We start from the raw sequence: 23,542 nt of genomic DNA on the forward strand, positions 1-23,542 counted from the left end.
ACGCAGTTCCAGAACGAGATGACCCGCAGCCAGAAGGCGATCGTGCTGCTGTCGCTCGACGGTCTGGCGATGCTGCTGGCGCTGCTGGTGGCGCTGCAGCTGCGGCTGGGCGATCCGTGGCCGGACCAGTACTTCGCGCAAGGCTACGGGTTGTTCGCGCTGGTTCCCGCTTTCGGCATGCTGATCAGCTGGATGATGGGCGTGCCGCGCATCGTGCTGCGCAGCTTCGAGCAGCGCGCGCTGTTCCGGCTGGTCGAGTTCGCCTTCATCATGTCGCTGGTGACGGCGGCGCTGAACACCGGGCTGCAGTTCGGCCTGCCGCGTTCGATCCCCGGCATCTGGGCGGCGGTGTTCCTGGCCTTCGCGCTGTTCAGCCGGCTGGTGCTGCTGGGTCTGGTCGAGCGGCTGAACATGCTGGGCAGCGCGCGCAAGAACGTGCTGATCTACGGCGCGGGCGGCACCGGGCAGCAGCTGGCGGCGGCGCTGCGCGGCTCGGCCGAGCACAACCCGGTGGGCTTTCTGGACGACAACCTGGCCCTGCGCCGGACCGAGGTGTCGGGGCTGCGGGTGTACCCGCCGTCCAGTCTCGGGCAGCTGGTGGCGCGCTACAACATCGCGCAGGTGATCCTGGCGATGCCCTCGGTGCGGCCGGTGGACCGGCGCGAGAAGCTGCGGATGCTGTCGAACCTGGGGCTCGAGGTGCTGACGCTGCCGTCGTTCAACGAACTGCTGGATGGCCGCCACCTGGCCGAGCAGATCCGGCCGGTGTCGCCCGACGAGCTGCTGGGCCGCGCCGCGGTCAACCTGCGCGGCCCCGAGGTCACCGGCGCCTATGCCGGGCGCACGGTGATGATCTCGGGCGCCGGCGGCTCGATCGGCTCCGAGCTGACCCGCCAGCTGCTGGTGGCGCAGCCCGCCCGCGTGGTGCTGTACGAGCAGAACGAGTTCGGCCTCTACGAGATCGAGAAGGAACTGCGCGCCGCCGGCCACCGGACCGAGATCGTCCCGGTGCTCGGCTCGGTCACCGATCCGCTGCGGGTCGCGCGCACGCTGGGCCAGCACGGCGTCGAGATCATCCTGCACGCGGCGGCCTACAAGCATGTGCCGATGGTCGAGGCGAACCCGCTGGAAGGGGCGCGCAACAACATCCTCGGCACCGCGACGGTGGCCGATGCGGCGCGCGCCGCCGGTGTGCAGCGGTTCATCCTGGTGTCGACCGACAAGGCGGTGCGGCCGACCAACGTGATGGGCGCGACCAAGCGCATGGCCGAACTGGTGATCCAGGACCGGCAGACCCGCGGCGACGGCGGCACGATCTTCGCCATGGTGCGGTTCGGCAACGTGCTGGGCTCGTCCGGCTCGGTGATCCCGCTGTTCCGCGAGCAGATCCAGGCCGGCGGGCCGGTGACGCTGACCCATCCGGACGTCACCCGCTATTTCATGACCATCCCCGAGGCGTCGCAGCTGGTGCTGCTGGCCGGGGCGTTCGCCACCGGCGGCGACGTGTTCCTGCTGGACATGGGGCAGCCGATCCGCATCGCCGACCTGGCGCGCAGCCTGATCGAGCTGTCGGGGCTGACGGTGCGCGACGCCGACAATCCCGGCGGCGACATCGAGATCCGCATCACCGGCCTGCGCCCTGGCGAAAAGCTGTACGAGGAAATGCTGATCGGCGGCGCGACGATCTCGACGCCGCACCCGAAGATCAGGCGCGCCGCCGAGGGCCGGCTGAGCCCCGAGGCGCTGGACGCGGCGCTGGACGGTATCGCCGCGGCGGTGCGCGACGGCGATGCCGGGCGGATGCTGCAGGTGCTCCGGCACGCGGTGCCCGACTACCGGCCGCCGCTCACCCTGGACGGCGGCATTGCGCTGCCGGCCGGCTGAGCCCGCGCGCCGCGGTCAGCCGACCGGCTCGCCCAGCACCTCGATCGCGACCACCCGGCGCACGAACGGCGCCATGCCCTTCGGCCCCGAGGTGCGGTCCTTCAGGTGAATCGGGATGTCCGGCCGCCGTGCGGCGATGATCCCGATCAGGTCGCCGCGGATCTTGTCGTCGAGCCCGGCGCCGATCACGACGCAGCGGATGTTCGGCTCGGCATCGAGCTGCCGCGCCACCTCGTCGCGGTCATGGGCGCCGAGCCACTGGATCGGCAGGTCTTCCAGCTGCCGGGCGACGTTCTGGATGACGTCCGGCAAGCGTCCGACCAACAGCACAACTGGTTTCATCGCGTCCTCCGGTTTGCCGGGACCGGCGGACGGTCCCGGGACGGCCATCATATCACAGCCAGGGGGCGTCGCGATGCCGGTCTGCGGGGAAGGGATGCGCGGCATGACCGCTGCCTGCATGGCCGCGGGCCGTCGCCGGTGCGCCCGCCGGCGCCTGGATCGGGCGCCGCAGGCCACAGGGCGCGGGGGCGGGGGCGGACGCGGGGGTCGGCGCGGGGCAGTCGCGGGGCAGTCGCCCAAAAAAGAAAGAGCGGGCGCAAGGCCCGCTCTTCCAATCAGAAGGTTCCGCGTTCGATCAGAACGAGAAGCCCAGACCGAAGCCGGCCCGCGTGGTCTCGACGCCACCGGAGTCAACCCACGAAGCGGCCGAAACGATCTCGGCGCCACCGCCCAGGTCGTAGGTCACATAGCCCTGGACCACGTCGCGATCCATGCCGAAGTCCGAGAACTCGTAACCGAGGGCGAATTCCCAGGGGCCGGTGTTGTAGGCGCCCGAGATGCCATAGCTTTCGCCATCGGTGGCCGAAGCCGAGGCCGAGTCGGTGTCGAACACTTCGACGACGCCGATGACTTCGAAGCTGCCGAAGCCGACGGTGGCCGAGCCACCGTAGACGTAGGCTTCTTCACCCATCAGCTCGGTGTACTGGATACCGGCGCCCAGGTCGAGGGTCGCGGCGCCGAAGTCGCCGCCGTAGGCGATACCCAGGCCGTAGACGTTGTCGGTCAGGTCGCCGTTGCTGCTGCCACCGGCTTCGTCGTTGAGCGGCATCTGGTCTTCCAGACCCAGCGAGGCCGACAGCACGACCGGACCGAACGCGTAGTCGTAGCGCAGGATCTCGGGGGCCAGGCCGTCGAAGCCCGTGGTGCCCGAAGCTACGTCGGCCTCGTCCGACAGGCCGCCGGCGTGGATGTTGCTCAGCGCACGGTCGTAGGCGCCGTCGATGTCACCCATCGACAGGGTGCCGAACGCGCCCGACACGAACACCGAGTTCTCGAAGTCCAGGTTGTCGCCGTCGCCGACTTCGTCCAGGTCGATGGTCGCACCGAAGGTCAGACCGTTGTCCGTGGCACCCGAGAGGGTGAAGGTGACGTCGATGTCGTTGTGGAAGACAGCGGTTTCGCTGTCACCCGCAGGATCGTCGATGTTTTCGTAGGTGATACCCATCTCGGCCGAACCAGACAGGCTCACACCGGCATCCTGGGCAAACGCAACACCCGCGAAGCCGACCAGGGCGGTGGTTGCGAAGAGAACGTTTTTCATCGTTTTCCCTCTATTGTGCAGTGTTTCAAGGTGCACCCCTATCCAGGTCCACCCGGACGAGTACGAAAGCTAAATGACCAGATCGACCGCGACGGTCAAGCATATGGCCGGGAAGCGGAATTGATGTGGCAAGCATTGATGCAGCAATGCCACATATCGCGAAACGGCAGGTTCGGCGGGCGGATACGGAAATCTCTTGTTCCCGAAGGCGGCAGATTATAGACCTTGCCGCACTGCGAGCGAAGAGACCGAAAGGACACCATGCGTGCCTGCTGCCACAGACCGTTGATACTCGGCGTCCTGCTGACGGCGCTGGCGGCGTGCTCTTCGGAGAACGAGGCCGAACGCACCGCCGCGACCGAACTGCAGCGCCAGCAGGTCGATGCGGTGCAGCGCCCGTCCGGCGGCACGATCTGGGATCTGTTCAACCGCCCCGACGAGAACGTCGACTTCGCGGTGAACAAGTATCTGTGGACCGCCGCGCTGGACGTGCTGTCGTTCCTGCCGCTGGAAGGCGCGGACCCGTTCTCGGGCATCATCACCACCGGCTGGGGCGGCGTCGCGGGCGCCAGCGTGCCCTACCGGGCCACGGTCTACGTGACCTCGCCGGCGCTCGAGGCGCGGTCGCTGCGGGTGGCGGTGTTCCGGCAGTCCGGCGGGCGCGCGGTGGCGGTCAGCGACGCGGTGGCCGAGCAGATCGAGGACGCGATCCTGACCCGCGCGCGACAGCTGCGCGTCGGCGTGGACAATCGCCGCTAGAACCCGCCGCAGCACCGCTTTATAGACTGGAGCCGGACCGCCGGGCGCGCGCGTCCGGCGGCGAAGGGGTGCAGCGATGACACGATACAACGCCCAGGCGGTCGAGCCGAAGTGGCAGCGGACCTGGGACGCGCAGCAGGTTTTCCGCGCCAGGCGCGACCAGGACAAGCCCAAGTACTACGTGCTCGAGATGTTCCCCTATCCCTCGGGGCGCATCCACATGGGGCATGTGCGCAACTACACGATGGGCGACATGATCGCCCGCTACAAGATGGCGCGCGGCTTCTCGGTGCTGCACCCGATGGGCTGGGACGCGTTCGGCATGCCGGCCGAGAACGCCGCGATGGAGCGCAACATCCACCCCGGCGACTGGACCTACCGCAACATCGACGACATGCGCGCGCAGATGAAGCCGCTGGGCTTCGCCATCGACTGGAGCCGCGAATTCGCCACCTGCGATCCCGAATACTATGGCCAGCAACAGGCGCTGTTCCTCGACTTCCTCGAGGCCGGGCTGATCACCCGCAAGAACGCCGTGGTCAACTGGGACCCGGTCGACATGACCGTGCTGGCCAACGAGCAGGTCGAGAACGGCCGCGGCTGGCGCTCGGGCGCGCTGGTCGAGCGGCGCGAGCTGACGCAGTGGTTCTTCAGGATCTCGGATTTTTCCGAGGAACTGCTGGAGGCGATCGACACGCTGACCGACTGGCCCGAGAAGGTGCGGCTGATGCAGGCCAACTGGATCGGCCGCTCGCGCGGGCTGCAGACCGCCTTCAGGCTGGACAATGCCCCCGAAGGCTTCGATGCGCTGGAGGTCTATACCACGCGCCCGGACACCCTGATGGGCGCCAGCTTCGTCGGCATCTCGCCCGATCACCCGCTGGCCAGGGCGCTGGAAACCAACCCGGAAATCAAGGCGTTCAACGAGGAATGCCGCCGCATCGGCACCTCGGAAGAGGCGCTGGAAAAGGCCGAGAAGCGCGGCCTCGACACCGGTCTGACCGTCAGCCACCCGATGGACCCGGACTGGCACCTGCCGGTCTATGTCGCGAACTTCATCCTGATGGACTACGGCACCGGCGCGATCTTCGGCTGCCCGGCGCATGACCAGCGCGACCTGGACTTCGCCCGCAAGTACGGCCTGCCGGTGCGCGACGTGTTCCACGCCCGCGGCTCGGACGAGGACGTGTCCGACACCGCCTTCGTGCCGCCCAAGACCGAACCCGTGACCTATGTCCGCGGCTTCGCCGGCGAGGCCGAGACGACCGGCGAGCAGGCCATCGACGCCGCCATCGACTTCTGCGAAGCCAGGGGCATCGGCCGGGGTGTCACCAAGTACCGCCTGCGCGACTGGGGCATCAGCCGCCAGCGCTACTGGGGCTGCCCGATCCCGGTGGTGCACTGCGACGACTGCGGCACCGTGCCCGAGAAGAAGGAAAACCTGCCGGTCGAGCTGCCCAGGGACGTCTCGTTCGACCGTCCCGGCAATCCGCTGGACCGGCATCCGACCTGGCGCGACGTGCCCTGCCCGAACTGCGGCAAGCCGGCGAAGCGCGAGACCGACACGATGGATACGTTCGTGGACAGCTCGTGGTATTTCGCGCGCTTCACCTCGCCGCGCGCCGAAACCCCGACCGACGCGGACGACGTCGCCTACTGGATGAACGTCGACCAGTACATCGGCGGCGTCGAGCACGCCATCCTGCACCTGCTCTACAGCCGCTTCTTCGCCCGCGCGATGCACAGGACCGGCCATCTGCCCGCCTCGGCGATCGAGCCGTTCAACGCGCTGTTCACCCAAGGCATGGTCACGCACGAGACCTACTCCACCCCCGGCCCCAGCGGCTCGCGCATCTGGCACACCCCGGACGAGATCGCCCGGACCGAACACGGCGCGACGCTGCCGGACGGCACCGCGGTCGAGGTCGGCCCGACGATCAAGATGTCCAAGTCCAAGAAGAACGTCGTCGACCCGCAGGACATCGTGGAACAGTACGGCGCAGACACCGCCCGCTGGTTCGTCATGTCCGACAGCCCGCCGGACCGCGACGTGGAATGGACCGCCGCGGGCGCCGAGGCGGCGTGGAAACACCTGCAGCGCGTCTGGCGCCTGACATCGGATGTGGCCGAGACGCCCGCCGACAGCACCCCGCTCGGCAACACCCCGCCCGGCGACGCCGCGCGGGAGCTGCGCCGCACCACGCACCGCATCATCCGCGACGTGACCGAGGACATCGAGGGCTTCGCCTTCAACAAGGCCGTCGCCCGGCTGTACGAATTCACCGCCGCGATCGCCCGGTGCAAGCCGGACCAGCCCGGCGCCGCCGCCGTGCGGCGCGAGGCGGTCGAGGTCATGGCCCGACTGATGATGCCGATGACCCCGCACCTGGCCGAGGAGATGTGGGCCGCGCTGGGGATGGAGGGTCTGGTCAGCCAGGCGGCGTGGCCGCAGGCCGATCCGGACCTGCTGACCGTCGACAGCGTCACCCTGCCGATCCAGATCAACGGCAAGCGGCGGGCCGAGATCTCGGTTCCCGCCGACGCCGACAAGGCCGCGATCGAGCACCTGGTGATGGGCGACGAGAAAGTGCAGCGCTATCTCGAGGGGCAGACGCCGCGCAAGCTGATCGTGGTGCCGGGCCGCATCGTCAATGTGGTCGTGTAGCCGCCGCCGCCTGCTGAGCCTGGCCGCCGCCCTGCCGGCGGTCTCGGCCTGCGGCTTCGCGCCGATCTACGGCGAGGGCGCGCCGGCGCGCCGGCTGCAGGGCGCCTTCGACATGCAGCTGGTGCCGAACCCGTTCGGCTTCGCGCTGAACGAGCGGCTGCTGCAGCGCCTCGGCGCGGCCAGCGCGCCGCGCTACCGGCTTGCGGTGACCAGCCAGATCACCGTGTCCGAGCGCGCGATCCGCGAGGACAATACCATCTCGCGCTTCAGCCTCGACGCCACCGCGGACTACGTGGTGACGCCGCTGGGCGGCGGGCCGGCCGCGACCAGCGGCCAGGTCCGCTCGATCACCGCCTATTCGGCCATCGGCTCGCCGCTGGCCACCCGCGCCGCCGAGGCCGACGCCCGCCGCCGGCTGGCGGTGACCCTGGCCGACCAGATCGTCACCCGGCTGGCCGCCACCGCGGGAAACTGGGACCGATGAAACTGTCGCCCCGCGACGCGACGCGATTCATCGCCAGACCGGACCCCGGCCGCGCCGGGATCCTGTTCTACGGGCCCGACGCCATGCGCATCGCGCTCAAGCGCGAAGACCTGGTCGCCGCCCTCGTCGGCCCCAGGGCCGCCGAGGAAATGCGCCTGACCCGGCTGCCCGGCGGCGATCTGCGCCGCGACCCGGCGGCGCTGGCCGACGCGGTGAAGGCGCGCGGCTTCTTCCCCGGCCAGCGCGCGGTGCTGGTCGACGACGCCACCGACGCCGCCGCGCCCGCGGTCGCCGCCGCGCTTGACGACTGGGCCGAGGGCGACGCCTTCGTCGTCGTCACCGCCGGGCAGCTGAAGCCCTCGTCGGCGCTGCGCAAGTACTTCGAGACCTCGCGCACCGCGCTGGCCGCGCCGGTCTACACCGACCCGCCGGGCCGTAACGAGATCGAGGCGACGCTACAAAAGGCGGGGCTGAGCGCGGTCTCGCCCGAGGCGATGCGCGACCTGACCGACCTGGCGAACGCGCTCGACCCCGGCGATTTCCGCCAGACGGTCGAGAAGCTGGCGCTCTACATGCACGGCAGCGGGCAGGACGCCACCCCGGCGGACGTCGCCGCGATCGCCCCGGCCACCACCGATACCGCGGTCGACGCGGTGGTGGGCCAGTGCGCCGACGGCGCGGTGCCGGCGCTGGCGCAGTCGATGCCGCGCCTGGCCGGGCAGTCGATCCAGCCGGTCGCGGTGTGCATCGCCCTGCAGCGCCACTTCCGCCAGCTGCACGCCGCCGCAGCACACCCGCAGGGGCCGGAACAGGGGCTGACCCGGATGCGCCCGCCGGTGTTCGGTCCGCGCCGCGAGCAGATGCTGCGCCAGGTCCGCGCCTGGGACCGCCAGAAGCTGGAGGAGATGCTGGCGCAGATCATGGACACCGACCTGGCGCTGCGCTCGGCCCGGCCGGTGCCGCACTGGGCGCTGGTCGAACGCCTGATGATGCGCATCGCCATGAACCGCCCGAAGTAGCCGGAGTCCCCCAATGTATACCGTCATCGGCCACCCCCGTTCCCGCACCCTGCGCGTGCTTTACGCTCTCGAGGAAATGGGTCTCGACTACACGCTCGACCCGCAGATGCCGCGCTCCGATCGGGTGATGGCGCTCAACCCCTCGGGGAAGATCCCCGTGCTGATGACCGACGAGGGGCCGATTACCGACTCCGTCGCGATAATGACCTACCTCGCCGACAGGCACGGCCAGCTGACGCACAAGCCGGGCACCTACGCGCGCGCCCGTCAGGACGCCATGACCCAGTTCCTGGTGGCCGAAATCGACGCCGCGCTCTGGACCTACGCCAAGCACAGCTTCGCGCTGCCCGAGGATCTGCGCGTTCCCGAGGTGAAGCCGACAGCGCAGAAGGAATTCGCCCGCGCCATCGGCCTCGTCGAGCAGATGAAAGGCGAGCAGCCCTTCCTTGCCGGTGAACGGATCACCCTGCCCGACCTGATCCTCTGCCAGTGTTCCGGCTGGGCGCTGCGCGCCGGTTTCGACGTTCCGGATGGCGCGTTCGGCGACTGGCTCAAGGGGTTGGCCCGCCGCCCCGCCATGCAACGTGCCCTGAAGCAGATCGAGGCACTCGGCTAGACCGGCACCCCCTTCTATCCGCTGCCCGGCGGCGATAAGGTGCGCGCCGGGCAGCAGGCGGGGACAGGCGTGAGCGGCACGGGCGAAGTGACGCCGATGATGGCGCAGTATCTGGAGATCAAGCAGCGCTATCCCGACGCGCTGCTGTTCTACCGGATGGGCGATTTCTACGAGCTGTTCTTCGAGGACGCCGAGGCCGCCGCCGCGGCGCTCGACATCGCGCTGACCAAGCGCGGCAAGCACCTCGGGCAGGACATCGCCATGTGCGGCGTGCCGCACCACGCCGCCGAGGGCTACCTGCTGACGCTGATCCGCAAGGGCTTCCGCGTCGCCATCGGCGAACAGCTGGAAAGCCCGGCCGAGGCGAAGAAGCGCGGCTCCAAATCCGTGGTGAAACGCGACGTGGTGCGGCTGGTGACCCCCGGCACCCTGACCGAGGACAGCCTGCTGCAGGCCCGCGCGCACAACTACCTGGCCGCCTGGGCGCAGGTGCGCGACGACTGCGGCTTCGCCTGGGTGGACGTCTCGACCGGCGACGTGACGGTGACGCCGGCCACGCCCGCCGGTCTGGGCCCGTTGCTGGCCCGCGTCGCGCCTAGCGAGCTGCTGGTCGCCGAAGGCGCCGCCGCCGAGGTCTCGGCGGCAGCGGCGGACATGGGCGTGACGCTGACCGCGCGCCCCGGCGGCGGCTTCGACAGCGCCGCCGCCACGGACCGGATCGCCGCCCTTTACAAGGTCGACAGCGCCGACGCCTTCGGCACCTTCGGCCGCGCCGAGCTGGCGGCGCTCGGGGCGGTGATCGACTATCTCGAACTGACCCAGCGCGGGCGCCTGCCGCTGCTGCGCCCGCCGGTGCGCGAGCGCGCCGGCGGCACGATGCAGATCGACGCCGCCACCCGCGCCAACCTGGAGATCACCCGCACGCTGTCGGGCAACCGCGACGGCTCCTTGCTGGCTGCGGTGGACCGCACGGTGACCGGCGCCGGCGCGCGGCTTCTGGAGGCGCGGCTCACCAGCCCGTCGACCGATCTGGCACAGATCGCCGCCCGGCTCGACGCGGTGCAGGCATTCGCCGAGGACGCGGCGCTGACCGCGCAAGTCCGCGACGCCCTGCGCAAGGCGCCGGACATGGAGCGGGCGCTCGGCCGTCTCGGCCTCGGCCGCGGCGGCCCGCGCGATCTGGCGGCGCTGCGCAACGGCCTGGGCCGCGCCGCCGACCTGTCGCGCATGCTGGCGCCGCTGGATCTGCCGCAGGCGCTGCGCGGCGCCGCCGCCGACCTGGCCGGCCACGACGACCTGCTCGAAGAGTTCGAGGCCGCGCTGGTGGCCGAGCCGCCGCTGCTGGTGCGCGACGGCGGCATGGTCGCCGCCGGCTACAGCGCGGATCTGGACGAAACCCGCCGCCTGCGCGACGAGGGGCGCGGCGTGATCGCCGGCCTGCAGGGCGAATACGCCAGGACCAGCGGCATCAACGCGCTGAAGATCAAGCACAACAACGTGCTGGGCTACTTCGTCGAGACCCCCGCCGGCCACGCGCAGAAGATGATGGCCCCGCCGCTGAGCGAGACCTTCATCCACCGTCAGACCACCGCCAGCCAGGTCCGCTTCACCACGGTCGAACTGTCGGAACTCGAAACCCGCATCCTCAACGCCGGTGCCCGCGCGCAGGAACTGGAGCGCGAGGTCTTCGACCACCTTGCCGGTCTGGTGCTGGCCCGGGCGGCACGCGTGGCCAACGCCGCCCGCGCGCTGGCAACGCTGGACCTGCACGCCAGCCTTGCCGACCTCGCCGCGCAGGAAGGCTGGGCGCGGCCGAAGGTCGACGACAGCCGCGCCTTCACCGTTGCCGCCGGGCGCCACCCGCCGGTCGAGCAGGCGCTGCGCCGCGCCGGCGGCCCCGGCTTCGTCGCCAACGACTGCGACCTGACGGCGGACGGCACCGCCGCGCGCCCGCTGTGGCTGCTGACCGGTCCGAACATGGCCGGCAAGTCGACCTTCCTGCGCCAGAACGCGCTGATCGCGCTGCTCGCGCAGGCCGGCAGCTTCGTGCCCGCCGAGGCCGCACATGTCGGCGTGGTGGACCAGCTGTTCAGCCGCGTCGGCGCGGCGGACGATCTGGCCCGCGGCCGCTCCACGTTCATGGTCGAGATGGTCGAGACCGCGGCGATCCTGAACCAGGCCGGCCCCCGCGCGCTGGTGATCCTGGACGAGATCGGCCGCGGCACCGCCACCTACGACGGCCTGTCGATCGCCTGGGCGACGCTGGAACACCTGCACGACGTGAACCGCTGCCGCGCGCTGTTCGCCACCCACTACCACGAACTCACCGCGCTGGCCGGAAAGCTCGCGGGCCTGCGCAACGCGACGGTGGCGGTGCGCGAATGGGAGGGCGAGGTCGTGTTCCTGCACGAGGTGACGGACGGTGCCGCGGACCGCTCCTACGGGGTGCAGGTCGCCCGGCTCGCCGGCCTGCCCGAGGCGGTGATCGCCCGCGCCCGCACCGTCCTCGACGCGCTCGAGGAAGGCGACCGCGGCCAGGGCGGCAAGGCCAGGGCGCTGGTCGACGACCTGCCGCTGTTCTCTGCCGCGCCGCCGCCCCCCGCCGCGTCGAAACCCTCGCCGGTCCTCGACCGCCTGGCCGATGTGCTGCCCGACAGCCTGTCCCCGCGCCAGGCGCTCGAGCTGATCTACGAACTCAAGGCGCTGGCTGAAAAGGACTGAGGCGCGCCCGGCCGGGCGCGCCCCTTCCACTGTCTCCAGACATCCCCGCCGGGGCTCTGGTCATGCCGGCGCGCCCGAGGACACGCCGACCTTGGCCGGCCGCAGCAGCCGGTCGCCGATCACGAAGCCGGTGGCCATCACCTGGATGACGCAGCCCTGGGCGACGTCCGGCACCGGCGCCTCGAACATGGCCTCGTGCAGCTTCGGGTCGAACTTGTCGCCCGGCTGCGGCTCGATCTTCTCGATCTTGTGCTTCTGGAACGCGGCCAGCAGATCCTTCTGCGTCAGCTCGATGCCCTCGACCACCGGACCGGCATGGGCGCGCAGATCGTCGTCGATCGCCTCCAGCGCGCGGCCCAGGTTGTCGTGCACCGACAGCAGATCGCGCGCCAGCCGGACGCCGCCGTAAAGCTCGGCATCGCGCCGGTCCCGGTCGGCGCGCTTGCGCAGGTTCTCGGTCTCGGCCAGCGCCCGCAGCAGGCGGTCCTTCAGCTCGTCGCGCTCGGCGCGAAGCGCCTCCAGCTCGGCCTCGACCGGGCCCTCGTCCCGCGCGGCCTCGGCGGCCTCGACGCCGGCCTGCTCGGCAGCCTCCAGCTCCGCCGCCTCGGCGGCGTCCTGTTCCGCCGCGATCGTCTCGGGATCGTCGAGGAAGGTTTCGTCGTCCATCTTCACGTTCCGGTCTTTGCCCATCAGATCCTACCGTTTTGCGTCAGCCGCCGCGGCGCGCGATCATGCGCCCGACCAGCTGCGCCGTGTAGTCGACGATCGGCACCACGCGGCCGTAGTTCTGCCGCGTCGGCCCGATCACGCCGACGGCGCCCACGATTCGTCGTTCGGCGTTCATATAGGGAGACACCACCAAAGATGAACCCGAAAGCGAGAAAAGCTTGTTCTCCGAGCCGATGAAGACGCGCACGCCATCGCCGGCCTCGGTCAGGTCCAGCAACTGCGCCAGATCGCGCTTGCGCTCGAGGTCGTCGAACAGCGACCGGACCACCTCCAGATCGGCCACGGTGCCGTCGTCCAGCAGGTTGGCGCGCCCGCGCACGATCAGCCGCGCCTCGTCGCTGCCGGCGCTTTCGGACCAGACCGCGGCGCCGTCCTCGATCAGCTTGGCGGCCAGCCCGTCCAGCTCGTTCCGGCGGCGGTCGATCTCGCTGGCGACGACGCGCTTCAGATCGCTCAGCGTGCGGCCCTCCAGCGCGGCGTTCAGGAAATTCGCCGCCTCGCGCATCGCCGAGGGGGTCAGGCCCAGCGGCGGGGTGAACAGCCGGTTCTCGACGTTGCCGTCGGCGAACACCAGCACCACCAGCACCTTCTCCGGCGACAGCGAGACGAACTCCACATGCTTGATCGGCGCCTCGGACTTCGGGGCCAGCACCAGGCTGGCGCCGTGGGTCAGCCCGGACAGCAGCGAGCCGGCGCGGTCCAGCATCGCGGCGATGTCCGGCTCGTTGCCCTCGAGGTTGCGCTCGATCTCGCTGCGCTCGGCCTCCGAGATCTCGCCGACCTGCAGGAAGCCGTCCAGGAACAGCCGCAGCCCCAGTTGCGTCGGCACCCGGCCGGCGGACACATGCGGGCTGTCCAGCAGCCCCAGATGCTCCAGGTCCTGCATGGTGTTGCGGATCGTCGCCGGCGACAGGTGATCCTCCAGCTTGCGCGACAGGGTGCGCGAGCCGACCGGATCGCCGGTTTCCAGATAGCTTTCCACCAGCCGCCGGAACACGTCGCGGCTGCGCGCATCCAGGTCGAACGCGGGCATGGTCCTTGGATCTGACATGGAACGAGCGCTTGATCCTTTCATCAGCGCACCAGATGTAAGACGCCCCCGCCGGCGGGTCAATCTTGCGCGCGCCCGCACCGCTGGACGGCCACCGGCGAACGCGATAAGGCCGGGCCAGAAACTTGGAGGACGGCCATGCGCCCATCTGGCAGACAACCCGGCGATCTGCGTCCGGTGACGATCGAGACCGGCATCATCAAGCACGCGGCGGGGTCCTGCATGATCCGTTGCGGCGATACGCACGTTCTGTGCACCGCCTCGCTGGAGCCGCGGGTGCCGCCGTTCCTGAAGGGCTCGGGGCTGGGCTGGGTGACGGCGGAATACGGCATGCTGCCCGCCGCCACCAACACCCGCAACCGCCGCGAGGCGCAGGCCGGCAAGCAGTCCGGCCGCACGCAGGAGATCCAGCGCCTGATCGGCCGCGCGCTGCGCGCCAGCGTCGACCGCGTGGCGCTGGGCGAGCGGCAGATCACCATCGACTGCGACGTGATCCAGGCCGACGGCGGCACCCGCTGCGCCTCGATCACCGGCGGCTGGGTGGCGCTGCGCCTGGCGGTCGACGCGCTGAGACAGGCCGGCGAGCTGAAACACGACCCGATCACCGACCACGTCGCCGCCGTCAGCTGCGGCATCTGGGGCGGTGTGCCGGTGCTGGACCTCGACTACGCCGAGGACAGCGAGGCCGGCACCGACGCCAATTTCGTGATGACCGGCTCGGGGGGCATGGTCGAGGTGCAGGGCTCGGCCGAGGGCGCGCCGTTCAGCCGCGACGAGCTGAACGCGCTGCTGGACCTGGCCGACAGCGGCATCGCCGGGCTGGTGAGCGCGCAGAAGGCCGCGCTGGCATGAGCCCGCGGCGGCTGGAGGGGACCGACCTGGTGCTGGCGTCGCACAACGCCGGCAAGCTGCGCGAGATCCGCGCGCTGGTGCAGCCGTTCGGCTTCACGGTCCGCTCCGCCGCCGAATTCGGCCTGACCGAGCCGGCCGAGACCGAGGACAGCTTCGCCGGCAACGCGCGGATCAAGGCGCACCACGCGGCAAGCGCGACCGGCCTGCCGGCGCTGTCCGACGACAGCGGCATCGAGGTTGAGGCGCTGGGCGGCGCGCCCGGCGTCTACACCGCCGACTGGGCCGAGACCGCCGATGGCCGCGACTTCGCACTGGCGATGGAGACGGTCTGGTCCAGGCTGGAGACGATGGACGCGCCGCAGCCGCGCCGCGCCCGCTTCGTCTGCACGCTGTGCGTCGCCTGGCCCGACGGCCACGACGAAATCTACCGCGGCGAGGCGCCCGGCCATCTGGTCTGGCCGCCGCGCGGCACGCACGGCTTCGGCTACGACCCGATGTTCGTGCCCGACGGCGAGACCCGGACCTTCGGCGAGATGGACCCGGCGCACAAGCACGCGATCAGCCACCGCGCCGACGCCTTCGCGCAGCTCGTGGCCGGCAGCCTTGGGCGCTGAGCCGATCGAGGGCGGCTTCGGCCTCTACGTGCACTGGCCGTTCTGCGCCGCCAAGTGCCCCTATTGCGACTTCAACAGCCATGTCCGGGCGGCGGTGGACCAGCGGCGCTGGACCCGCGCGCTGCTGGCCGAGATGTCCTGGCACGCCGCGCGCACGCCGGGGCGGCGGCTGGACAGCATCTTTTTCGGCGGCGGCACGCCGTCGCTGATGGACCCGGCGACGGTCGCGGCGGTGATCGACGCCGCCTCCGGCCACTGGAACCTGGCCGACGCGGCCGAGATCACGCTGGAGGCCAACCCCACCTCGGTCGAGGCCGGCCGCTTCGCCGGATACGCCCGCGCCGGGGTCAACCGGCTGTCGCTGGGCGTGCAGGCGCTGAACGATCCGGACCTGAATGCGCTCGGGCGCCTGCACAGCGCCACCGAGGCCCGCGCCGCGTTCGATATGGCCCGCACCATATTCCCGCGGATCAGCTTCGATCTGATCTACGCCCGGCAGGGCCAGTCGCTGGCAGCATGGGAGGCCGAGCTCGACGCGGCGCTGGGCATGGCGGCGGATCATCTGTCGCTGTACCAGCTGACGATCGAGGCCGGCACGCGGTTCGGCGAACTGCACGCCCGCGGCCGGCTGCGCGGCCTGCCGGACGACGATCTGGCGGCGGACATGTACGCGCTGACGCAGCAGCGCTGCGCGGCGGCAGGGCTCGCCGGCTACGAGGTCTCGAACCATGCGCGGCCGGGCGCCGAAGGGCGGCACAACCTGGTCTACTGGCGCTATGGCGAATACGTCGGCATCGGCCCCGGCGCGCACGGCCGCTATGTCCGCGACGGACAGCGCCTGGCGTCCGCGACGGCGCTGCACCCCGAAACCTGGCTGGCCGCCACCGAGACGCGCGGAGAAGGCCTGTCCGCGGACGACCCCATCCCGCCCGCGGAACAGGCCGAGGAATACCTGATGATGGCGCTGCGGCTGGCCGAGGGCGCGTCGCTGGCGCGCCACCGGCGTCTGGGCGGGGCGCCGCTGTCCGCGCTGGGCGATCTGCAGGCCGAGGGGCTGCTGAGCCGCGATGCGGACCGGATCGCGGTCACCGATCGCGGCCGCCCGGTGCTGAACGCGGTGCTGCGGGCGCTGCTGGCCTGACGCCGCGCGGCTCGGGCCTCAGCCGCCCGACAGCGTGCCCAGCAGACGGTCGAGATCGTCCAGCGACCGGTACTTGATCTTCATCGTGCCGCCGTCGTTGCCCGGCGCGTGGTCGATGCTGACGCGCATCTTCAGCTGCGCCGACAAATCCGCCTCGATGGCGCGGGTGTCCGCATCCTTCGGCTCTATAACCCGTTGTTTTACAATGTTTTTATCTTTCTCGGCACGCACCAGCGACTCGGTCTGGCGCACCGACAGGCCCTTGGCGATGACCTCGCGCGCCAGCGCGGCGGGATCCTGTGCCGGGATCAGCGTACGGGCGTGGCCGGCGCTCAGCCGCCCGGCGCGCAGATGCTCGATCACCTCGGCGGGAAGGTTCAGCAGCCGCAGCGTATTCGCGATGTGGCTGCGGCTCTTGCCCAGCGCCTCGGCGATGGTTTCCTGGCCGTGGCCGAAGCGGTCCATCAGCTGCTTGTAGCCCTGCGCCTCTTCCACCGCGTTCAGGTCGACGCGCTGCACGTTCTCGACGATGGCGACTTCCAGCACTTCCTCGTCGCTGAGCTCGCGCACCACCACCGGCACTTCGTGCACCTGCGCCCGCTGCGCGGCGCGCCAGCGGCGCTCGCCCGCGACCAGCTGGTAGGTGTCCGGGTCGTCCGGGTCCGGGCGCACCACCAGCGGCTGGATGATGCCGTTGCGCCGGATCGAGGCCGCAAGCTCGTTCAGCTCGTCCTCGCCGAAGCTGCGGCGCGGCTGATCGGGGTTCGCCTGGATCCGATCGATGTCGACCGTCAGCCCGGTGACCCGCGGCGCGGCCGCGCCCTCGGCGGCTTCGGGGTCGGCGGTGTCGGCCAGAAGCGCGGACAATCCCCGCCCCAGCCCTTTGCGATCGGTCTTTCGCGCCATTACGTCTCCCTCATGCGGTCTGGCGTGCACGCACGCGCCTGCGCAGCTCGCGCGCCAGCGCCACATAGGCCTGGCTGCCACTGCTGCGCGGATCATAGGCCAGCGCCGGAATCCCGTGCGACGGCGCCTCGCTGAGCCGCACGTTGCGCGGGATCACCGTCTTGAACACCAGCGCGCCCAGGTTTTCGCGCACGTCCGTCTCGACATCCGAGGTCAGGTTGTTGCGCTGGTCGTACATCGTCAGGATGATGCCCTGGGTGATCAGCGCCTTGTTCGAGGACTGCCGGATCTCGCCCACCGTGCGCAGCAGCTGGGTGATGCCCTCGAGCGCGAAGAACTCGCACTGCAGCGGCACCAGCACGCCGTCGGCCGCGACCAGCGCGTTGACCGTCAGCAGGTTCAGCGATGGCGGGCAGTCGATCAGCACATAGTCCTGGCGACCGAGATCTGCGTCGCGCAGGGCGTTGCGCAGGCGGGTGATGCGGTCGCGCTCACCGGCAAGCTCGAGGTCGATCGAGCTCAGGTCCGGCGTGGCGGGAATGATCGACAGGCCGGGGGTGGCGGTGGGCAGGATCGCCGCGCCCGCCGTCTCGTGGCCCATCAGCACGTCGTAGGAGGTGATGTCCCGGGCCGCCTGCCCGATGCCCAACCCGGTGGACGCGTTTCCCTGCGGATCCATGTCGACCAAAAGCACCCGCTCGCCCATCAGGGCCAGCGAGGCGCCGAGGTTGATCGTGGTCGTCGTCTTGCCGACGCCGCCCTTCTGGTTGGTGATGGCGATGATCCGCGGTGGTCGCTCAGACACGCTTATAGTCTCCGATCTCCAGGAGGACGGAGGCCGGATCGGTCTGGCTCGGCACCGCCTTGCACGCTACATGCCAGAACCGCTTCGCCTCCGTCAATTCCTCGCGGTAGGTCCGGCCCTTCGGAAACAGGCAGACCGTGCCGTCATGGCCATGTCGGTCGGCGAAATCCAGCAATCGGACCAGCGGCGCAAGGGCGCGGGCGCTGACCACGTCGGCGGATTGCGGCGCAGCGGATTCGATCCTGTCGATCAGGATCTGCGCGTTCAGGTCCAGCTCGCGCGCGCACGTCTGCAGGAACACCCCCTTGCGGATGTCCGATTCGAGCAACACGACCTCGAGGTCCGGTCGCAATTCGGCGGCGATGATCCCGATAACGACCCCGGGCAGCCCGCCGCCGGAACCCATGTCCAGCCACTTCCGCGCCGAGCGAGGCGCCGCGGTCCAAAGCTGCGCGCTGTCGAGAATATGACGCGCCCACACATGTTCCACCGTATTTGCGCTGATCAGGTTGATCTTGCGGGTCCACTTGGTCAACAACGCGACATATGCCTCTAGCCGGTCGGTTGTTTCACGTGAAACACCCAGGCGCTCCCGCAGGATCAGGCAGGTTTCACTGCGATTCATGCGGATTTGCGACGATGGCGGCGCAATTCCCCAAGGATCAGGGTCAGCGCCGCAGGCGTCATCCCTTCGATCCGACCCGCCTGAGCCAGCGTTTCCGGCCGAATCCGCGCCAGCTTTTCGCCCAGCTCGGACGACAGCCCATGCACCGAATGGTACGGAAAGTCCTGCGGCAACACTGTAGATTCTTCTTTCCGCAGGTCCGCCGCATCGCGAGCCTGCCGGTCCAGGTATCCGGCATATCGCGCATCACGTTCCAGCTGGGCGACGATCTCCTCCGCCACATCACCAAGTTCCGGCCAGACATCACACAGATCGGCCCAGGAGACGTCGCGATAGGACAGGAGTTCCAGCGCGGTGCGCCGCTGGCCATCCTCGTTGACTGCCAGCCCCTTTGCCCGGGCCTGGCTTGGCGTCACCGACAGCACCCCGGACAGGTTCCGCGCCTTGGCAAGCGCCTCCATCTTGCGCTCGAAGGCGGTGCGTCGCTGCTCGGATACGCAGCCCAGGTCCACGGCTTTCGGCGTCAGGCGTTGGTCAGCATTGTCGGCACGCAGCGACAGGCGAAACTCCGCCCGCGAGGTGAACATCCGATAGGGCTCGCTGACCCCCCGTGTCACCAGATCGTCGACCAATACGCCGATGTAGGCCTCCGCACGATCGAAGGTGACGATATCCTGCCCCAATGCCAGCCGCGCGGCGTTCAGCCCGGCAACAAGGCCTTGCGCCGCGGCCTCCTCGTAGCCGGTGGTGCCGTTGATCTGTCCGGCCAGGAACAACCCCGGGCAATCCTTCAGTTCCAACGTGTGGCGCAGGGCCCGCGGATCCACATAGTCGTACTCGATCGCATAACCGGGCTGCAGGATCCGTGCGGTTTCCAAGCCCTTGATCGAGCGAACGTATTCCTCCTGTACATCGACGGGCAGCGACGTCGAGATGCCGTTTGGATAGACCGTGGCGTCGCTCAGTCCCTCCGGTTCCAGAAAGATCTGGTGCGCGCCCTTGTCGGAAAATCGCAACACCTTGTCCTCGATCGACGGGCAATAGCGTGGGCCGACCCCGTCGATATGTCCGCCGTACATCGCCGAGCGGTCCAGATTCCGCCGGATGATGTCGTGCGTACGCTCGTTGGTATGGGTGATCCCGCAGTCCACCTGCCGGTTCACCGGCGCGCCAGAAAGGAACGAAAACAACACCGGTTCCTCGTCGGCCGGTTGCATCTCCAGCCCGGACCAATCGATGCTTCGCCCGTCCAGGCGCGGCGGCGTGCCTGTCTTCAGCCGACCCAGCGGCAGTCCCATTGCCTCGATCCGCTGGCCCAGCGCGTTCGCGGGTCGATCGCCCATGCGGCCGCCCGGCTGCTTGCGATCGCCGATATGGATCACGCCGCGCAGGAAGGTGCCGGTCGTCAGAACAACCGCCGCGGCGCGCAGTTGGGTGCCATCGGACAGTCGCACGCCCACCGCACGCTCCTGCTTCTGGATCAGATCCTCGACCTCTGCCTCCAGAACGGTCAGCCCGTCGGTTCCGGTGAACTCGCGCTGCATCGCGGCGCGGTACAGCGCCCGATCCGCCTGCGTGCGCGGCCCCTGCACCGCAGGGCCCTTGCGACGGTTCAGCAGACGGAACTGGATACCCGCGGCATCGGCGACGCGGCCCATGACACCGTCCATCGCGTCGATCTCGCGCACCAGGTGGCCTTTCCCCAGGCCGCCGATCGCGGGATTGCAGGACATTTCGCCCAGCCGGTCGAATCGATGCGTCACCAGTAACGTGCGCGCGCCCGCCCGCCACGAAGCCTGCGCGGCCTCGGCTCCGGCATGGCCGCCGCCGATCACGATCACATCGATCTCATGTTTCACGTGAAACATCCTCACTTGCCCAGGCAGAAACTTGCGAAAATGTCGTCGAGCAGCGCCTCGACGTCCACCTTCCCGATCAGGCTGTCCAGCCGCCGCACGGCCACTCGCAGATCCTCGGCCGCCAGATCCGATGCATCCGGCATGTCTTGTACATGAAGCCGCGCCGATTCCAAAGCCGCAACCGCACCTTCGACCGCCTGACGGTGCCGCAGGCGGATCATCACCGACGACCCGGCGAGTCGCCCGGAAAGCTCTGCGGTCACTGCCTCCAGCAGCTTGGAAACACCGGCTCCGGTCAACCCGGACACCGCCAGATCCGCGTTCCCGGCACCCAGATCCGCCTTCGGATGCACCAGCAGGTCGCCCGGCCGCCACAGCCCCTCGACCGGCGCGGCGCCCAGAAAGATCCGCAGGTCGGCATGCAGCGCCCGCTCCCGCGCCCGCGACACGCCCAGCGCCTCGACCCGGTCGTCGGTGTCGCGCACGCCGGCCGTATCGAGCAGCGTCACCGCCAGACCGTTCAGATCCATCCGGACCTCGATCACATCCCGCGTCGTTCCCGCCACGTCCGAGGTGATCGCCGCCTCGCGCCCGGCCAGCGCGTTCAGCAGCGTCGACTTGCCGACGTTCGGCGCTCCGACGATCGCAACCTCGAAACCCTGCCGCACCCGTTCGGCACTGTCGGACCCGGCCAGCTGGTCGCGCAGCTCCCGCAGCACCCCGTCGATCCGCGCGTGCGCCTCGTCCGCCAGACCGCCGGGCAATTCCTCGTCGGCAAAGTCGATCGTCGCCTCGACCAACGCCGATGCGCGGATCAGATCCTTCCGCCAACCTGCCGCCAGCGTACCGATGGCGCCGCGCATCACCGTCAGCGCCTGCCGGCGCTGCGCTTCGGTTTCGGCCACGACCAGGTCGCTCAGGCCCTCGACCTGCGACAGATCCATGCGCCCGTTTTCCATCGCTCGGCGGGTAAACTCGCCCGGCTCCGCAAGCCGCACGGCGTCATCCGACAGCAGCCCGCGCAGCACGGCCGTTTCCACCGCAATACTTCCATGTATTTGAAATTCAACGGTTTTTTCGCCGGTAAAGCTCTGCCCGTCGGCAAAGGCAATGACCAGCGCCTGATCCAGAACCTCACCCGTGCCCGGATCCCGCAAGACCCGCACCCGGGCGGTGCCGACCGCCGGCAAGGTGCCCGCCAGCGCCGCGCCCACGCGAAAGGCCTCGGGGCCCGACAGGCGGACCACCGCGACGCCCGCCTGGCCGCGGGCCGTGGCTACGGCTGCAATCGTGTCGGACATCGCGAAAGCGCCCCACGGCGCGGCGCATCTAGCTGTTCATGGAATCGAAGAATTCGGCGTTCGACTTGGTCTGCTTCAACTTGCCGAGCAGGAACTCGATCGCGTCGGTTGTGCCCATCGGGTTCAGGATCCGACGCAGGACGAACATCTTGGTCAGATCCGCCTTGTCGACCAGCAGATCCTCCTTCCGGGTGCCGGACTTGAGGATGTCGATCGCCGGGAACACGCGCTTGTCCGAGATCTTGCGGTCCAGCACGATCTCCGAGTTGCCGGTGCCCTTGAACTCCTCGAAGATCACCTCGTCCATGCGGCTGCCGGTGTCGATCAGCGCGGTGGCGATGATCGTCAGGCTGCCGCCCTCCTCGATGTTCCGCGCCGCGCCGAAGAAGCGCTTCGGCCGCTGCAGCGCGTTGGCGTCGACACCGCCGGTCAGCACCTTGCCCGAAGACGGCACGACGGTGTTGAAGGCGCGCCCCAGACGGGTGATCGAATCCAGCAGGATCACCACGTCGCGCTTGTGCTCGACCAGACGCTTGGCCTTCTCGATCACCATTTCGGCGACCGCCACGTGCCGCGTCGCCGGCTCGTCGAAGGTCGACGAAACCACCTCGCCCTTGACCGAGCGCTGCATGTCGGTCACCTCCTCGGGCCGCTCGTCGACCAGCAGCACGATCAGGAAGCACTCGGGGTGGTTCTTCTCGATCGAGGCGGCGATGTTCTGCAGGATCACCGTCTTGCCGGTCCGCGGCGGCGCCACGATCAGGCCGCGCTGGCCCTTGCCGATCGGCGACACCAGGTCGATAATCCGCGCCGACTTGTCCTTGATCGTCGGATCCTCGACCTCCATCCGCAGCCGCTCGTCCGGATACAGCGGCGTCAGGTTGTCGAAATGCACCTTGTGCCGCGCCATCTCCGGATCCTCGAAGTTGATCCGGCTGACCTTCACCAGGCCGAAATAGCGCTCGTTATCCTTCGGCGCGCGGATCACGCCCTCGACCGTGTCGCCGGTGCGCAGCGAGTATTTCCGGATCTGGTTCGGGCTGACGTAGATGTCGTCCGGGCCGGGCAGATAGTTCGCCTCGGGGCTGCGCAGGAAGCCGAAGCCGTCCTGCAGCACCTCCAGAACGCCGTCGCCCGAGATCTCGACCCCTTCCTCGGCCAGTTCCTTGAGGATCGCGAACATCATGTCGCCCTTGCGCATGGTCGACGCGTTCTCGATCTCCAGATCTTCAGCCATGTCGATCAGGTCGGCAGGGCTTTTTGCCTTCAGATCAGCCAGTGAAAGCTCGTCAAAGTCCATCAGTGTCAACAACCGGTCTTGTGGGGGTGATCAGGGTTCGGCGCTACGCGGCCGCAGGGCCGAAGGAAGCCGTCTGTTGGGAAGTGCGGCAAAGGATTCCACCGCGATTGCACTGAATATGGGGAGAAGCGGGCCGGAGTCAATTCCAAACCGGATCACGCCCTCAGAACGGTTTCACCACCACCATGATCACGATGATCAGCAGCAGCAGCGTCGGCACCTCGTTGACGATGCGATAGGTCCGCCCGCTGCGGGTGTTGCGGCCCTCGGCGAATTCCTTGCGCCGCAGCGCCAGCCAGTGATGCAGGACGGTCAGCGCGACCACGGCCGCCAGTTTCACGTGCAGCCAGCCATCGGACAGCGCCGCGACCCCGGGAGTGAACACCAGCACCAGCCCCAGCGCCCAGGTCGCGATCATCGCCGGGTTCATGATCACCCGCAGCAGCTTGCGTTCCATCACTGCGAATGTCTCGGCCATCTCGCTGCCGGGCTCCGCCCGCTCGGCGTGATAGACGAAAAGTCGCGGCAGGTAGAACAGACCGGCCATCCAGGTCACCACGGCGATGATGTGGAATGCCTTGATCCAGGGATAGAGAACGGACAGCATC

The 23,542-nt window shown here is 69.3% G+C and carries 21 protein-coding genes; 10 read left to right on the forward strand and 11 right to left on the reverse strand.

From position 1 onward, the window contains the following. Nucleotides 1-18: 18 nt before the first annotated feature. Nucleotides 19-1,884, forward strand: coding sequence for a polysaccharide biosynthesis protein (locus GE300_RS13755; protein ID WP_154447145.1), 1,866 nt, complete (start codon nt 19-21; stop codon nt 1,882-1,884). A 15-nt stretch (nt 1,885-1,899) separates the two neighbouring features. On the opposite strand, the gene GE300_RS13760 is transcribed toward GE300_RS13755, so the two are convergent. After that, nucleotides 1,900-2,226 carry a response regulator gene (locus tag GE300_RS13760; RefSeq protein WP_154447146.1) on the reverse strand — a complete coding sequence of 109 codons (327 nt, stop codon included), beginning with the start codon at nt 2,224-2,226 and terminating at the stop codon, nt 1,900-1,902. A 295-nt stretch (nt 2,227-2,521) separates the two neighbouring features. Then, nucleotides 2,522-3,487 carry a porin gene (locus GE300_RS13765; protein ID WP_154447147.1) on the reverse strand — a complete coding sequence of 322 codons (966 nt, stop codon included), beginning with the start codon at nt 3,485-3,487 and terminating at the stop codon, nt 2,522-2,524. A gap of 285 nt (nt 3,488-3,772) precedes the next feature. Here GE300_RS13765 and GE300_RS13770 point away from each other — a divergent pair, with 285 nt between their 5' ends. From GE300_RS13770 to mutS, 6 genes are all read left to right on the forward strand, one after another. After that, the gene (locus tag GE300_RS13770; RefSeq protein ID WP_233417019.1) at nt 3,773-4,246 is read left to right on the forward strand and encodes a DUF3576 domain-containing protein; all 474 of its coding nucleotides are present in this window, start codon (nt 3,773-3,775) and stop codon (nt 4,244-4,246) included. Between the two features lie 76 nt (nt 4,247-4,322). Continuing rightward, on the forward strand, nt 4,323-6,911 hold the full coding sequence (leuS, locus tag GE300_RS13775; RefSeq protein WP_154447149.1) for a leucine--tRNA ligase: 2,589 nt from the start codon (nt 4,323-4,325) through the stop codon (nt 6,909-6,911). Further along, nucleotides 6,898-7,395, forward strand: coding sequence for an LPS assembly lipoprotein LptE (gene lptE, locus GE300_RS13780; RefSeq protein WP_154447150.1), 498 nt, complete (start codon nt 6,898-6,900; stop codon nt 7,393-7,395). The genes leuS and lptE overlap by 14 nt, the downstream gene beginning before the upstream one ends. After that, on the forward strand, nt 7,392-8,414 hold the full coding sequence (gene holA, locus GE300_RS13785) for a DNA polymerase III subunit delta (protein WP_154447151.1): 1,023 nt from the start codon (nt 7,392-7,394) through the stop codon (nt 8,412-8,414). Before lptE ends, holA begins: the two co-directional genes overlap by 4 nt. A 13-nt stretch (nt 8,415-8,427) precedes the next feature. Then, nucleotides 8,428-9,030, forward strand: a complete 603-nt coding sequence (locus tag GE300_RS13790; protein ID WP_154447152.1) for a glutathione S-transferase family protein — start codon at nt 8,428-8,430, stop codon at nt 9,028-9,030. Nucleotides 9,031-9,126: 96 nt separating this feature from the next. After that, the gene (mutS, locus tag GE300_RS13795; protein ID WP_154447204.1) at nt 9,127-11,751 is read left to right on the forward strand and encodes a DNA mismatch repair protein MutS; all 2,625 of its coding nucleotides are present in this window, start codon (nt 9,127-9,129) and stop codon (nt 11,749-11,751) included. 60 nt (nt 11,752-11,811) lie between these two features. Here mutS and grpE read toward each other — a convergent pair whose 3' ends face one another. Beyond that, entirely contained in the window at nt 11,812-12,417 is a 606-nt protein-coding gene (gene grpE / locus GE300_RS13800; RefSeq protein WP_154447205.1) for a nucleotide exchange factor GrpE, read from the reverse strand. A 43-nt stretch (nt 12,418-12,460) separates the two neighbouring features. Continuing rightward, nucleotides 12,461-13,531 carry a heat-inducible transcriptional repressor HrcA gene (hrcA, locus tag GE300_RS13805; RefSeq protein ID WP_154447153.1) on the reverse strand — a complete coding sequence of 357 codons (1,071 nt, stop codon included), beginning with the start codon at nt 13,529-13,531 and terminating at the stop codon, nt 12,461-12,463. Nucleotides 13,532-13,669: 138 nt separating this feature from the next. Between hrcA and rph the strand changes: the two genes are divergently transcribed. Genes rph through hemW form a run of 3 tightly spaced genes read left to right on the forward strand, consistent with a single transcriptional unit; the run spans nt 13,670 to nt 16,138 of the window. Then, a complete protein-coding gene (gene rph, locus GE300_RS13810) occupies nt 13,670-14,383 on the forward strand; it encodes a ribonuclease PH (protein WP_154447154.1) in 714 nt (237 codons plus the stop codon). Further along, nucleotides 14,380-14,997, forward strand: a complete 618-nt coding sequence (gene rdgB / locus GE300_RS23065; protein ID WP_233417020.1) for an RdgB/HAM1 family non-canonical purine NTP pyrophosphatase — start codon at nt 14,380-14,382, stop codon at nt 14,995-14,997. The genes rph and rdgB overlap by 4 nt, the downstream gene beginning before the upstream one ends. Further along, nucleotides 14,987-16,138, forward strand: a complete 1,152-nt coding sequence (gene hemW, locus GE300_RS13815) for a radical SAM family heme chaperone HemW (RefSeq protein WP_233417021.1) — start codon at nt 14,987-14,989, stop codon at nt 16,136-16,138. Before rdgB ends, hemW begins: the two co-directional genes overlap by 11 nt. A gap of 18 nt (nt 16,139-16,156) precedes the next feature. On the opposite strand, the gene GE300_RS13820 is transcribed toward hemW, so the two are convergent. The 7 genes from GE300_RS13820 to hemJ form a co-directional block, all read right to left on the reverse strand. Next, complete coding sequence (locus tag GE300_RS13820) at nt 16,157-17,044, reverse strand: ParB/RepB/Spo0J family partition protein (RefSeq protein WP_154447156.1); 888 nt, start codon at nt 17,042-17,044, stop codon at nt 16,157-16,159. Nucleotides 17,045-17,054: 10 nt separating this feature from the next. Beyond that, nucleotides 17,055-17,855 carry a ParA family protein gene (locus tag GE300_RS13825; protein WP_325063240.1) on the reverse strand — a complete coding sequence of 267 codons (801 nt, stop codon included), beginning with the start codon at nt 17,853-17,855 and terminating at the stop codon, nt 17,055-17,057. After that, nucleotides 17,842-18,474, reverse strand: coding sequence for a 16S rRNA (guanine(527)-N(7))-methyltransferase RsmG (gene rsmG, locus GE300_RS13830; protein WP_154447157.1), 633 nt, complete (start codon nt 18,472-18,474; stop codon nt 17,842-17,844). The genes GE300_RS13825 and rsmG overlap by 14 nt, the downstream gene beginning before the upstream one ends. Then, nucleotides 18,471-20,342, reverse strand: a complete 1,872-nt coding sequence (gene mnmG, locus GE300_RS13835) for a tRNA uridine-5-carboxymethylaminomethyl(34) synthesis enzyme MnmG (RefSeq protein ID WP_154447158.1) — start codon at nt 20,340-20,342, stop codon at nt 18,471-18,473. Before mnmG ends, rsmG begins: the two co-directional genes overlap by 4 nt. Before the next feature lie 2 nt (nt 20,343-20,344). Further along, nucleotides 20,345-21,634, reverse strand: a complete 1,290-nt coding sequence (gene mnmE, locus GE300_RS13840) for a tRNA uridine-5-carboxymethylaminomethyl(34) synthesis GTPase MnmE (protein ID WP_154447159.1) — start codon at nt 21,632-21,634, stop codon at nt 20,345-20,347. Between the two features lie 28 nt (nt 21,635-21,662). Further along, nucleotides 21,663-22,934, reverse strand: a complete 1,272-nt coding sequence (gene rho, locus GE300_RS13845; RefSeq protein ID WP_154447206.1) for a transcription termination factor Rho — start codon at nt 22,932-22,934, stop codon at nt 21,663-21,665. 163 nt (nt 22,935-23,097) lie between these two features. Continuing rightward, a complete protein-coding gene (gene hemJ, locus GE300_RS13850; protein WP_154447160.1) occupies nt 23,098-23,541 on the reverse strand; it encodes a protoporphyrinogen oxidase HemJ in 444 nt (147 codons plus the stop codon). Between the last annotated feature and the right edge of the window lies 1 nt (nt 23,542).

Origin of the sequence: Halovulum marinum (assembly GCF_009697225.1) — a bacterium.
GTDB classification, from domain to species: domain Bacteria; phylum Pseudomonadota; class Alphaproteobacteria; order Rhodobacterales; family Rhodobacteraceae; genus Halovulum; species Halovulum marinum.